13 protein-coding genes are annotated in these 13,367 nt (G+C 49.8%); 10 read left to right on the forward strand and 3 right to left on the reverse strand.

Annotation, left to right across the window (positions count from 1 at the left end; all coding sequences use genetic code 11):
- Window positions 1-91 precede the first annotated feature (91 nt).
- The 4 genes from HFD87_RS20935 (at window position 92) to HFD87_RS20950 (ending at window position 4,290) form a co-directional block, all read left to right on the forward strand.
- Window positions 92-469: a S24 family peptidase gene (locus HFD87_RS20935; RefSeq protein ID WP_167423894.1), complete on the forward strand. Its 378-nt coding sequence runs from the start codon at window positions 92-94 to the stop codon at window positions 467-469.
- A gap of 2 nt (window positions 470-471) precedes the next feature.
- Window positions 472-1,734 (forward strand): translesion error-prone DNA polymerase V subunit UmuC, encoded by a 1,263-nt coding sequence (umuC, locus tag HFD87_RS20940; RefSeq protein WP_167423895.1) that lies wholly within the window; start codon window positions 472-474, stop codon window positions 1,732-1,734.
- Window positions 1,735-2,043: 309 nt separating this feature from the next.
- The gene (locus tag HFD87_RS20945; RefSeq protein ID WP_167423896.1) at window positions 2,044-2,817 is read left to right on the forward strand and encodes a hypothetical protein; all 774 of its coding nucleotides are present in this window, start codon (window positions 2,044-2,046) and stop codon (window positions 2,815-2,817) included.
- Between the two features lie 1,020 nt (window positions 2,818-3,837).
- Window positions 3,838-4,290 carry an acyltransferase gene (locus tag HFD87_RS20950; protein ID WP_033761045.1) on the forward strand — a complete coding sequence of 151 codons (453 nt, stop codon included), beginning with the start codon at window positions 3,838-3,840 and terminating at the stop codon, window positions 4,288-4,290.
- A gap of 119 nt (window positions 4,291-4,409) precedes the next feature.
- On the opposite strand, the gene HFD87_RS20955 is transcribed toward HFD87_RS20950, so the two are convergent.
- The 3 genes from HFD87_RS20955 to HFD87_RS20965 all read right to left on the reverse strand — a co-directional run bounded on the left by HFD87_RS20955 (window position 4,410) and on the right by HFD87_RS20965 (window position 7,323).
- Window positions 4,410-4,898 carry a DinB family protein gene (locus tag HFD87_RS20955; protein WP_033761040.1) on the reverse strand — a complete coding sequence of 163 codons (489 nt, stop codon included), beginning with the start codon at window positions 4,896-4,898 and terminating at the stop codon, window positions 4,410-4,412.
- Window positions 4,899-5,211: 313 nt separating this feature from the next.
- Window positions 5,212-6,351: an MFS transporter gene (locus HFD87_RS20960; protein ID WP_167423897.1), complete on the reverse strand. Its 1,140-nt coding sequence runs from the start codon at window positions 6,349-6,351 to the stop codon at window positions 5,212-5,214.
- A 48-nt stretch (window positions 6,352-6,399) separates the two neighbouring features.
- A complete protein-coding gene (locus tag HFD87_RS20965; RefSeq protein WP_167423898.1) occupies window positions 6,400-7,323 on the reverse strand; it encodes an HEXXH motif-containing putative peptide modification protein in 924 nt (307 codons plus the stop codon).
- Window positions 7,324-8,188: 865 nt separating this feature from the next.
- Between HFD87_RS20965 and HFD87_RS20970 the strand changes: the two genes are divergently transcribed.
- The 6 genes from HFD87_RS20970 to HFD87_RS20995 all read left to right on the forward strand — a co-directional run bounded on the left by HFD87_RS20970 (window position 8,189) and on the right by HFD87_RS20995 (window position 13,241).
- Entirely contained in the window at window positions 8,189-8,689 is a 501-nt protein-coding gene (locus tag HFD87_RS20970) for an antirestriction protein ArdA (RefSeq protein ID WP_167423899.1), read from the forward strand.
- Between the two features lie 39 nt (window positions 8,690-8,728).
- Complete coding sequence (locus HFD87_RS20975) at window positions 8,729-8,917, forward strand: hypothetical protein (protein WP_167423900.1); 189 nt, start codon at window positions 8,729-8,731, stop codon at window positions 8,915-8,917.
- A 776-nt stretch (window positions 8,918-9,693) separates the two neighbouring features.
- On the forward strand, window positions 9,694-9,927 hold the full coding sequence (locus HFD87_RS20980; protein ID WP_137230303.1) for a DUF905 domain-containing protein: 234 nt from the start codon (window positions 9,694-9,696) through the stop codon (window positions 9,925-9,927).
- Window positions 9,928-10,000: 73 nt separating this feature from the next.
- Window positions 10,001-12,037: a ParB/RepB/Spo0J family partition protein gene (locus HFD87_RS20985; protein ID WP_167423901.1), complete on the forward strand. Its 2,037-nt coding sequence runs from the start codon at window positions 10,001-10,003 to the stop codon at window positions 12,035-12,037.
- Window positions 12,038-12,075: 38 nt separating this feature from the next.
- Window positions 12,076-12,513, forward strand: a complete 438-nt coding sequence (psiB, locus tag HFD87_RS20990) for a conjugation system SOS inhibitor PsiB (RefSeq protein WP_163658889.1) — start codon at window positions 12,076-12,078, stop codon at window positions 12,511-12,513.
- Window positions 12,510-13,241, forward strand: a complete 732-nt coding sequence (locus tag HFD87_RS20995) for a plasmid SOS inhibition protein A (protein WP_167423902.1) — start codon at window positions 12,510-12,512, stop codon at window positions 13,239-13,241. Before psiB ends, HFD87_RS20995 begins: the two co-directional genes overlap by 4 nt.
- Window positions 13,242-13,367 lie beyond the last annotated feature (126 nt).

Here is a 13,367-nt window from a genome sequence, read left to right on the forward strand (position 1 = left end):
CTGGAGCATTAATTGCGCCTGCGAGATGGACACCTGGTTGCTATCAGGTTCACTTCACAAGGCTGAAAAGCTATTAAGAATGGAGCAATTCATGGCCTTTCAGAGTCCGGCCCAGAACTACACCGAAGCACGCCTGAGTCTGGGCGATCTGGTGCATCTTGCCCCTTACTCTACCTATCTCATGCGCAGCGAAAGCGACTGTCCCGGTACAGGTATTGTTAAAGGGTCCGTGCTGGCCATCGATCGGGCGCTGACGCCGACACACGGTCAGATTATCGTTGCTGAACTCGACGGGGAGCTGACGCTGAGGCGCCTGCTGCTCAATCCGGTACCCGCCCTTCAGGCGTTGGATGCGGACGAGACTGTAACGCTGCTTGACGTGAGCCAGACGCTCCCGGTGTGGGGTGTGGTTGCCTATGCCCTCACCGATGTAGCCGGAGTGGGATTTAACGGACCTGCAGGAGGTTAGAAATGTTTGCGCTGGCCGATGCCAACAACTTTTACGCCTCATGTGAAACCATATTCAGGCCCGACCTGCGCGGCAAACCGATTGTCGTTGTGTCGAACAACGACGGCTGCGTTATCGCGCGATCGGCAGAAGCAAAGTGTTTAGGCGTCAAAATGGCTGCTCCGCTGTTCCAGAACGAGCGTTATTTCAGGCAGAATGGTGTGCATGTGTTCAGCTCCAATTATGAACTGTACGGCGATATGTCAGCGCGCATGATGGCCATACTGGGTGAGATGGCTGCGGGACAGGAAGTCTATTCCATCGATGAGTCTTTCCTGGATGTGACCGGGATTAGTGACCTTATCTCCCTTGAGACATTTGGTCAGCAGATGCGCGAGCGCATCCGGCGTGAAACCGGGCTGATTATTGGCGTAGGATTCGGACCAACGAAGACACTGGCCAAACTGGCCAACCATGCGGCAAAGAAGTGGACGCAGACCGGGGGCGTCGTGGATTTGTCCAGCAGAATCCGGCAGCGAAAACTACTGCACCTGACCGACGTCGGTGATATCTGGGGTATTGGCCCGCGCATTACCAAACGCATGCACCAGCTGGGGATCACAACGGCTCTGCAGCTGGCTGATAGCAACATCAGCATGATACGGAAAAACTTCGACGTTATTGTTGAGCGTACTACTCGCGAACTTAATGGCGAGTCCTGTATTGCACTGGAAGATGCCCCACCACCAAAACAGCACATTTTAAACTCGCGATCTTTTGGCGAAAGAGTCATAAAACTGGAAGACATACAGCAGGCAATCGTGCTGTATGCCACACGTGCGGCGGAAAAGCTTAGGGAGCAGAACTCACGCTGCCGGCATATCAGTGTTTCCATCGCCACTGCCCGTCACGGTAATGAACCGCAATATTCGAATACCGCCTCTCGCCTTTGTGATTATCCGACGAACGATACCCGCGACATCATTGAGTCAGCCCTAAGCGGCCTCAGTACCATCTGGCGGGAAGGCTATCGGTACGCTAAAGCGGGCGTCATGCTTGGAGATTTTTATCAGTCAGGTATTGCGCAGTTTGACATGTTTAGTGAGCAGCAGCCGCGGGCGAACGCAGACGCGCTAATGGCAGCACTGGACGGTATTAATCGATCCGGGAAAGGAAAAGTCTTTTTCGCGGGTCAGGGAGATCGCGACAGTTCATGGCAGATGAAACGTGAAATGCTGTCACCTCGCTATACAACGAGATTAAAAGATATACTAAGCATTAAATAAATTTAGGTAAGTCGGTGGGAGTGCTTGAGTAGTCTGCCGTTTCAAGCCAACCATGATGGATGTACTGTAGAACGAAGTCTCTAGCCATCTAGTTAAGGTAATGCCAGCTCCGCGCTCGTGGCAGAGCCCTAAGTGCTTATGGTGGTCCGCTTCGTACCTGAAGGGGACGATCCCTCATGTATAATTTAAGTAATTTGAGCGTAACTAAGTACGTAAGATCAAGGACTATCGTATTGATCATTATGAAGCCTTAGCTATATCCTACTGTAAACGATGTGAATTCATCACTGCCAAGTCTAAGGAGAGCATATGCCAAGAGGACTAATCTCAGGTCGAAACTATTCGGAATGCGATATCTTTAATCAAGCTTTATACCCAAGAATGAGAGAGGAACCCCTCCTTGATAATGATGACTGTATTGTTGTACCAGTAAGAAATAACGAACACCCTCATTTTAGACGGATAGGAAATGCATCCTTCGATAAAATTCTAGGTAAAGCAGAGAATAATCCAACGCACGATGATTGTGTTACTTACTTACATAATCAATTAATGAGTCATGGTTCGAAAAAAATCAAGTTCTGTACGTATGTTTTTGAAAATGGTAAAAAAGAAGAGCAGGTAGTTTTCAGTCCATTAAATGATAGTAATTATACATGGTATAAGGAAGCGGATGCCAGAATTGCGTTTCATGATAAATTTTATATTCAACCGGATATAGGTGGAAGAGATGTAAATAAATTTTTCCCACGCTCCTCTTACCCAAACGTTATCATTGAAGTAGTTCGTACCCACTCCCCGGACAAAGATACATTCCAGAAGCTTCTTGAAGTTTCAAAAACAAATTACCATGTCTACTTTTATTTTATCGGTGAAGGGAAGCGTGCCTCGGTGCTAAATAACACCTCTGTTAGTGAAAATGAGATAAAGATAAGGCTTTCTCATTACCTAATTGGCGGTGAAATATATAAGAATGGTAAGCCCTATCCTGCACAGAAAGATAATGAGTCTTTTGAAAAGTGGTACGACTATCTCAAAAATTCCTATTTTACTAATGCTATGGAAAAAGTTCAGAAAGTGTAATCAGCAAAGACGATACATTGATTGCTACTGTAAATTTAAGTTCATTTCATGACAGGTTTTTATCATTAATAATGGAAAGTGAGTATCAGTAAGCGTTCCTAAATACACATAGGATTGTAAAAGTTTATGTTGTAAGGAGACCCGAAATTTGCTCCCTATCAGCTAACATACTACATCCTTACATCTGCTCCTCGCTCTTAGCGGACGCGCATCACCTGCAACTACTGCGCGTCCTTGAAACACCTCTCCAGATTGATACAAAACAAAACGCTTCACCCGTTCTCCGATTCTCGCGGAACATTCAGTCCGTTCTGGCTGCGCATGTGTTTCCCGGTGAGCCTCAGCCATTACTTCGGCAAACGTTGTGTGTTCAAGTATTAAATGTGGATTTTTTGCTTAATGCTTACGCCCGGGACATGCCGTTTTCCGGTTCAATTTTGACTCTTCTACAAATCAGATTCTCTTCCTGTACCATCTCCCTACTCGCGGGGTCACTTTTTGAAGACGTCTCAAACGTTTCCAGCCACCAATAAAAAGAACTAAACCAGTTATGAAAATAGTTGCTGCAATGAATGGGCGTCTCAGACCCAGTTCACTGATGGCCGGAGTACAAAATAATATGATTATGCCCGTCAGCATCGGCAATACCGGCCTGCATCCTGTACTCGCTGGCTCCAGTCTGTACTCAGCGTGGCAGCCCATGCAGACGGTATAATTATCAGGTACGTTTGTACCACAAAATCCACATTTCATTTCCAGACCTGCTCCTTGTGAAAGTCCGGGCAAGGATACATCAATAAAGTATGGTACTGAAAATCTCTTTAAGTAACTTCAGGCGCTATCTTCCAAAATAAACATATCATGCATTTGGTCATCTAAGGGGCCGCTTTGTGCCAGGAGCAGACATTGCGATCATCATAGTGCGCGAATGAGTGAAAGCAGGTTAACTTGGGCACTTGGTGAAGTTCAAAACCTGCTCAAGCTTTTAGCCGAATCATCTCGAGGAAGGGCACAGCTCATATGAAGGTTATTGAAAGTGGCATTCGTGACGTAAAACAAGGTGAAAATGTGAAAGTAATCACGCCGGTAAACATCTATGAGTGTGAACTGGGCGATGATGTTTTTGTAGGACCATTCGTAGAGATACAAAAGGGATGCGTTATAGGCGACAGAACCCGAGTACAGTCTCACACTTTTATCTGTGAGAACGTTACCTTGGGTAAGGACTGTTTTATAGGCCATGGCGTAACCTTTGCTAACGACCTGTTCAAGAATGGCGGTCCTGATGCTTCTGCAGAAAGCTGGATACATATCGTATTAGGCAACGCGGTAACCGTGGGGAGCGGAGCAACTATCTTAACAACGGACATTTGCAGTGGTGCGGTGATTGGTGCAGGTAGCGTGGTTACAAAGCCTGTGTTAATTAAAGGGGTGTATGCTGGCAATCCAGCCAGACTTTTGAGAGAGCTCTAAGCATTATCTCTGAAAATTTTTAGCCCAAACTTATCGCCATCGCAGGTCGTTAAGGTAGGCTTCTCGCCAAAGCGGCCCTCAAAGCCGCTGGATAAGTGATGGGCTGAAGAACTTACCTGTCAGTGATTATGATCCCTTAGAAAAACCGTCAGCACATCTTTCGGAGGAACACCTCCGCACTCTGAAATTAACCAGCCTATTGCCCCACGGTGGTAGGTTCCATGAAAAAGCATATGATTTAGCATGTCTATGGCTGTCATTTCTCCCTCTCCACCATCGACAAAACTGAACTTAATCGTTTCTCCTAAATCGGCCGGAGCCATTGAGCTGACGTGCTGAATATACCAGTTTGTACAGTCTTCCATTTTGACCTCAAGCTCATCTACAGAGGGTGTTTCAGGGGTATTCAGGGCAGTGTAACCATGCTGCCGTCCCGAAATATTTGCTCTGAAAATCATGTCTACCACATGAATATGGTTCATCAATCTTAGCATCAGATGACGCTTTTCTGCATAAGCAGATTCGCTGATAGCTTTAACTGCTTTTAGCGCTTCAGCATCAATCCAGCGCTTGAATTTCAAGAGTGTAACCAGTGTGTCCTTGTCCATGAATTTCTTCCTGATTTGCCAGTTTCAATAGCATATCAATTATGTAGGTCATGTAGCAGGGGTTCTAATTCAAAAAGTATAAGCATAAACAAGGTCCGCTCTTCGCTCTTAGCGGACGCTCATAACCTGCAACCAATGCGCGCCTTTGAAACACCCTTCCTAATTGACATCAAATACCACTGCTCACCCGTTCCCCGCCGTGCGCGGGACATTCGTTCTGCTCTTCATGTGCGTGCGCTTTCCGATAGCAGGGCGTATCTCACAGGTGCAATTGTGGACAAAAAAATTTCAGCACCAGCGAAAACAGCTTCCATTAAGCGAGCTTATGATCTGCACCTCTGATCAAAACCAAGCTCATAACAAACAGTGTCAGAACAAAAGGGATGAACATGACGGGATCACCATAAACTGCAGCCGCCAAAGCTGCTCCGGCAGATAATGCAATACTTGAGACACCATCCAGCAATGCAATTTTATTGTCATTTTCGGCAGATGCAATTACGGTATCTATCCCCGCGCCGTAAAACATTTCTAATAGCGTAACGCCAACTACAATCAGTAGCAGTCCGGACAGTTCTGTAAACTGCAGAAACCAAGGTATAAATAATAAAATACAGAATGCCGTCGAAAAAAGAAGAGCATTAATCACACCAAGCTTTTCGGTGAAATACTTATAAACGGGGATTTGACCAAGAATAATGACGCTGGTATTGAATAACATGATGGGCCCAACTAACTCTTTTTTTCCAGACTGGACCAGCTCCAGAGGAACGATTGTCTCAAAAGTGTAATACAGCATGGCAAACACAATGCTAAGGGTTGCTACCACGGCAGACTCCCTGCTAAGCACTCCGGCCAGATGCGGTAATCCAAAAGATTTCCCTGGAGACCTTTTGCACCGGGCTAGGCCAGCGGCCATCACCACACCAACGGTGTAAAGTACGATCAGAATAAGCAGAGCAGGGCGAAACGGAATATGGAAAAAGACCAAGGCACTGATAACCAGTGGCGATACTGCAGCACCAACGTTACTGAGCGTCATTCGGGCTGAAAAACTTTCACTGATATTATCAGAAGTTGACCGAACATAAATCTTAGAGGCCGTAGAGAAAAATGATGACGCCAGACCATTCGCGAGCATCACAGCCATACAGATGATAAATCCCTGCCCGGTAAACAGAACTGCTAATGATATAAGTTTAAAAAACAAGGAAAAAACTATCGTATTTTTAACGTCGAGGCGATTAGCAAGAGGAATAATAAGAAAATACGAAAGTGAAAATGACCAAAATTTCATTGTGCCCAGGTACAGAATATCTTTTGCACTTAGGCTATTGCCAGCCAGATAGAGCAGAGCTAGGGGCATCAGGAGTGTAGAACCAATAGAGTTAAACAAAAAGCACAAATTAATATTACGACTTTTTCGTTCAAAAAGATGTCGGTAAACGTTCATTTCTAAAGCTCCATAAAAACAAACAGCACCGTCACGGTGCTGTTTGTTTTAATTCAGTTTCCAGAGCTTGCAGATATCTTCATAGATAGTCTGCCCGGCTTCGGTAAATCGTCCGTGCTCTTTTACTATTTCATATGTATCATTTAGTTTTTTAAACGCGACCGAGAATCTTTCCTTACATTCTTCGACATATTCACTGGTTCCACGCTTAATTATCCTATCAAATACATAGCAGATTCGCGAAAGAACGAATAATGCATGAAATATTCCGATCATTGGTCTGTTATCAACGCGTAAGGGTGCAACAAACGTATCGTTTGGATTGTTGATAACCAGTTCATCGAATGAATTTATAATATTGAGTGCAGTGTGCCCACACTCATGCGCGAGAATATCAATATAGTAAGGCACCGTATGTTCTTCATGAACATACGTAAACATCATTCCCCACATATAAAAGTTAGTTCCGGAACGCATGAAACGAGAACCGTCACTGGTTTCACGAGTGAGATGTACTGAATGGATAAACGTGTTTATCTCTTCATAGGCATCAGGGACATTTTCTTTAATTACATCAAGAGCTTGAACAACCTTTTCTGCTTCGGTTGCAGCAAGGTTTTTGTCATCACAAAAACCGAAACCAAGTTCTTTATCATCATGGATAATCTTTAATATCATTTCCTTGTCAAAAGATTTATCACTTGATGTTAGTGGTGAGACAACAATGCCCTCTGGAACAGGAATTGACTCTATATATTTTAAATATTTTATTGCTGAATCATGATCCTCGGCCTCAGCCGACTTAGCGGCAAGATAGTGTGCTGCACACATTTGCCATGAAAGAGGCGGGGACTTTTTAACACCGTCCAGTTCATAGAAGTCTATGAGATAGTCGACAGATTCGTGCAGGCTTTCAGTGAAAAATTTTCTGGCAGCTTTGTGATCATAATTTGGGGAAGCGATATTCAACATAATAATCTCCACAAAAAAATCACGCTCCAGTGAGCGTGATTTTCCAAATCTACTTGTCAGTAATTACTTGCTGAATGACCAGCCAGACAGTGGAGATTTGATTTTCAGCAGTTTTGATGATTCAACTTTTTTCATTTCACTTTCCTTTTAAAATTAAAGTTAACATTCTTAAAACATTCTGTCCCGGAACAATTAACAATTAACAAAAAGTATCTTGCCGCTACAATACCCTCTTTGAAAAAAAGCTAAAAATTCTGCTTTAAAACACTCGCGCCATTTTTAATTCTATAAGCGAGATCCTATTAAGAACTTTATTAGCTTAATTTTTCACCAGAGGGAATGGATAGGATAGTTTTCCTAATGTTTTTTCACGAAGCCCTGTTTCACCTGCATCTGAAAGATACGATATGCGGTCATTTTGTGACCGCCTGCTGTCTGTGCGCGGATACTGCTGCTGCAGCGCTTTTGTCCACAGAGTTACTGACCGGATATGCACCAGGGCTGTGGACAGAATGAAATAAGGATGTTGCTGCGCGCCGCTATATTCCGCCATACGGCGGGACAGGGCAGAAAACCCGATCCGTGTGTGCTGCGGCCGGTGCCGTGACTTCACTTTAGCCCGGCCGCTGCGTGTTCAAGAGATCGCTTCGCTCGCCATCCTCGCCCGTTCGCACTCGCTCCGCCGTGCTTACTTCCGTCGCGCCGCCGCTCAGAAATTCGCGCCTGCGCCGTGCGTAATCCCGTCTCCCGCTCGCTTGCGCTGCGGCCTGCGGTGTCGCTCCTGAACACTCCGCTTTCCGCCGGGCTGTCATTCAGTCACGGCACAGGCCGGAACTGAGACAACTTTGACTGCGGAGGATTTCTTATGACATTTAGCGGACCAGCGGTATACGTCGGGACTTACCATAAATATAACTGCGGCAGTATTTTCGGGAAGTGGTTTGATCTCACTGAATTTGAAGAAAAGACCGAGTTTCACGACGCGTGTCGCGAACTCCACGCCTCTGAAGAAGATCCTGAGTTTATGTTTCAGGACTGGAAGGGCATTCCGTCTAAATTCGTGTCTGAATCCTATATCGACTGGGATTTCATCGCGGCGTGGAAGCGGGCGAAAGAAGAGGGCAGGGAAGACGCCTTTGCTGCATGGGCGGATTATTCCGGCGGGTGCGATTTCGACGCATTTGATGATGCGTACAGGGGGAAGGCGGAAAGTGAGGAAGATTATGCGTATGAGCATATTGAAGACTGCGGCCTGCTGAATGACGTTCCGGAGCCGCTGCGCTCTTATTTCGACTATGAAGCCTATGCCCGTGACCTGTTCAGCAGCGGGTATGTGCTGCACGACGGCTTTGTATTCAGCAACTGATGATGCCGGCAGGGGAAGCCCTGCCGAAAAGGAAAAAAAATGAAATTGTCACCGCAAACCCGCGACATCCTTCGCCAGTATAAAACCCTTGTGAATGCGCAGCGTCGATCCAACGGCCTGAGAGAGCTGAGGACGGAGGAAATCATGGATGAAATCTGTTATTTCATGACCTGTCAGAGTGCCGTTTACATCGGTGGCCACTTTATTATGCAGGGCGGAAAAGGGTAATCAGCACAGTCAGGCGGTTCCGGCCGCCTGTCAGCGCGCCTGAAAACCTTCGCCTGCGGCGGCGGGGCGGAAGAACGTGCGCCTGACGGCGCAGCCACCGCTCCGCCTTTGATTACGTGATTAATCAAACCGGCTTTCGCTGCCATTTTTTCAGAATTTTTCAGCATAGTCTGCACGCAGTGCTTCCGGTTTCACCCGTTGCTTGCAGACAGTTTTTTGTCTCACCGGGCGTCCTGTCGGCTGTCATGCTTCGCACAGAGCCGGCAGGCCGTCTCTGCCCGGCCCCGTTCCGGGGCAGTGGGTTTCCATCCTGACGCAACACCTTCCGCTCGCAGCAGCCGTTCCGGCTGCGCCGCTCAGTCTCGCCGTAAACGGCGCTCCCTGCATCCCGCCACCACACACGGCGGGATGTAAGGGGCAACGCTGTATCGCGCCCGCGCGTCACACCGTTGCGGCGGGTTCCTGCTTTCCTCATGGGTTGTTTCGCCCGCCTGAGTCCTTTCGCCGGGGCTGAGACAAGCACAAACCGCCTGGCTGTCCAGGGACGGCTGAAGCCTCTCGCCGGAAAATTTTTTATGTGGCCAAAAATTTTTCCGCTCGCGCCCGGACATCTGCGCCGGCCCGTGCTCGTTACGCCCTTTGCGGCGAACGGCTCTCAAACGGGTGAAGGTTACAACCTGGGGAGAAAACAGCAGTTCCCCGCAAAACGTCAAGACCGCGGCCCCGGCAACTCAACGGGTGATGGTTTTAAGGGCAAACACAATCAGGAGATTTCAGTGGAACAGCCAGCAATTGTGCGCTTACCGGATGACACCTATACGCGTGAGCAGGCGACGGCAGTCGCCGCGCAGTACATCAATGTTGCTATCGAAGACGATCAGGGTACGCATTTTCGCCTTGTCGTGCGCAAGGACGGCGATTTGGTCTGGCGGGCATGGAATTTTGAATCAAACGCGGGTTACTGGCTGAACCGTTATATCGGTGATTACGGTATTCGCAAAGCGCAGTAAGCAGTGAAAAGGTGCCCTGCGGAGCAGCAACTCTGCAGGGCGAGACAGTCATTAATCTAACGAGGTATCAACGATGTCAGTAGCCAATGTTAAAGCAAAAGCCCCTAAAAAAACCAGCGCTAAAAAAGTGACCGACGCCGAACAGGCAGCGGTAAAAGCGGCGCTTGAAGCCACGCCGGTTGAATACGCGCCCCTGTCAGTGTTCGTGATGTCGCTGCTTAATGCCCGCACCATCCCGTATTCAACGGAAAGCATTGAAAGCATGGCGGCAACCATTAAGTCGGTCGGCCTGTTGCAGAATCTGGTCGCCCACGAACTGCCGGACGGCGAACTGGCGGTGGCCGCAGGCGGCAAACGCCTTACCGCCCTGAATCTTCTGCTCTCACAGCAGTTTCTGACCCCCGATTACCCGGTGCCGTTCAAGCGCGTTTCCCCGGAAATGGCCGCGCTGGTTTCCTACATCGAGAATGCGCAGCGCAGCGATATGCATGCGGCAGAGCAGATTGCCAGCTTCGGTGCCCTGGCTTATCAGGGCAAAGCCCCCGAGCAGATTGGTGCAGAGCTGGGCTACAGCACTCGTCACGTTCAGCGCATGCTGAAACTCGCAAACCTTGCGCCGTCACTGCTTAAATTGCTGGCAGACGATCAGCTGACGGTTGAGCAGTGCCAGACGCTTTGCCTCGAAGACGATCAGGCCCGTCAGGTGCGTGTCTATGAAGAGGTGAAAACCTCCTGGCCTAACCTGCCGGTCACCATGTTAAGAAAACTCATTACCGATAAAGAAATCTCGATCACGGATAAGCGCTTTCTTTTCGTGGGTCGTGAGACGTATGAGGCAGCAGGCGGTGTCGTGCGCGAAGACCTGTTCAGTCAGCAGGAAGGTGAGGGAACGGCTGACTCAGTACTGCTGGAAACCCTGACCGTGCAGAAGCTGACCGCAATGGCGCTGGACATTCAGAAAAGTGAAGGCTGGAAATGGAGTATGGGCCAGCTGAGTTCACTTTATCCGCACAGGGATGCGCTGATGTATCAGCTGACTGACGAGCCGGAGCCTGTGTACATCGGTGATGAAGAAAGCCGCATCGATGATTTGTACAAGGTAGCCGACGAGTGCGCACAAAGCGCCGACGACGATGGCTACAGCGCCGCCAGCGATGCAATTGAAATCATCGAAAAAGCAGCACTGGTTCGTGCCTGGACCCCGGAAATTCGCGCCATGTCGGGCGTGGTGGTCGGGTTCGATAAATACGGTGAACTCTGTGTGCAGCGCGGCGTTGTGCGTATTGCCGATCTGCAGGGCGAAGAAAGCAGCGAAACAGAGCAGGGCGCAGAGTCTGCCGTACCTCATATCAGCCCAATCAACGTGGCTAAAAAGCCGGATGCGGCTGAGGGTATCAGTCTGCCGCTTCTCACAAAAATGTCCTCTGAGCGCACTCTTGCCGTGCAGGCTGCGCTGATGCAGCAGCAGAAAAAGGCGGTTGCCCTGCTGGTCTGGCAGCTTTGCACTGATGTCTTCACCTCCGGCTCACATTATGGCAACCCGTTTGGCATCCGCGTGACCGTGCCGCACTACAGCCTGACGCAGAATGCCCCGTCCGGTGACAAAGGCCCGGGCTTTACTGCCCTGATGCAGGAAAAGACCCGTCTGGAAGCCCTGCTGCCGCAGGGATGGAATAAAGACTTCACCACCTTCTTCGATCTGAGCGGTGAAACGCTTATGTCGCTGATGGCGTTCTGTGTCGCCTGCTCAGTTGACGGGGTACAGACGCGTGAATATCAGCGCACCTCTGACAGCCGCCTGGACTCACTGGAAAACGCCATTGGCTTCCACATGCGTGACTGGTGGCAACCCACAAAGGCGAACTTCTTCGCTGACCTGAAGCATACACAGATTATCGATGCACTGACTGAGGCCGGGTTTACAGGCGCGGCTGCTGACGCGGCGAAAATGAAGAAGGGGGATGCTGCTGAACTGGCTGAGGGAAAAATGCGGGATACGCGCTGGGTGCCAGCCTGGATGAAAGGGCCGGAGCCAGAAACGACCGGCGGGGCCGGATCTGCTGAGGCTGACAGCGACACTGACAACAACGATCCCGCTCACGCGGCCTGATAAGGAGCGCCGCCCTTCGGGGCGGCATGGAGACAAACATGAAAAATAACAATGCTCTGAATCTGACCGTGCTGACCGGAATGCACCCCTGCGAATTTGAGGAGTGGCGCGAAAGAGGCGAGAACGATCGCCATATTCTGACCAGCGCTGTCGCGCAGCTGCTGCGCGTGCCAGCGGGCTGGAATGTCAACGGGGAATACCGTGCCGAATTTGGCGGATTCTTTCCGGTTCAGCTGCGCTACACGCCGCCCGGAGAGGCGTTCAGTCTCTGCGTATGCAGTCCGGGAGACGTGTCCGGGGAGTGGCTGATTGTACTGGTGTCAGCTGACGGTAACTGCGTGCGCGAGGTGCTCAGGCTGACGCCGTTCGACCCGCAGCGCATCAGCGACCTGATCGCCGCAGCGGCACAGGCATCCCTGCTGGAACACTGCGCAGCCGGCATGGCGGAATATCTGGCAGAAGGAGAGTTCGCATGATCCCGCTCAGTCGTTCACTGGTTCCGCTTTCACCTGCACGCCGTGCAGCGATGCAGGCCATTGCGTTCGTTGAAAACAGGCATGAACGTAACGTGTACTGTGCAGACTATCCGTATGCACACGCTTTTTTCCGCCTTCTCAGGGGCAGCAGGCGGGTAACCCTGAAAGAAATCCGCTTTTTCCGTCCCTCGATGCTTGAGGACGAATTCAGGGGTAACAGGCAGTCATGGCTGGCAGCGATTGACCGGATGATTGCCAGTGCCGGTGAGGACTGTCCGCATCCGCTGAGCAGTTATGATGTTCACGATCTGTTTCCGGGATGGCGTTTTCAGGGCACCGAGCGGCAGCGGCGAAAAACGGAGCTGCGCGATGAGAAGTATTCCCGCCAGTATCGCCGGGAGAGAGAGGAGAAAACGCGGATTCATCAGGCGGTAAAAGGGCAGGCTGAGATTGACCTGGCATTCCACACGCCAGCCAGTGTCAGCAGCTGGATATCACGCTGGTCTGACTCGCAACTGCATCATACCGAGCTGGAGATCATGTTTTATCGGTGGAGTGAGAGATTCCCTTCACTGAAATCTCTGGATCGCTGGGAAATGGCAGGCCAGCCGTTATGGAGACTCGGGGCTGAGGCCGGGTTCCTGTCAGAGGAATCGACCGCGATGACGCAGGCGCTGGAACGCTGGATGGTACCAAACAAGCTGATGTTCAGGGCGGTAGCGGTATGAGCCAGGGAGATTACAGCACTGAACTGAAAACGGCACGGAGTCATGGCCCCCTTCGGCTCCCCGGCTTTGCCGGGTCGTCAGTCCTACTGCGCTAACCGGCTTTGCCGGTAAGCTCCGCCGAACCCC

This window comes from Pantoea sp. EKM21T (genome assembly GCF_011800405.1).
In the GTDB taxonomy this organism is placed as follows: domain Bacteria; phylum Pseudomonadota; class Gammaproteobacteria; order Enterobacterales; family Enterobacteriaceae; genus Pantoea; species Pantoea agglomerans.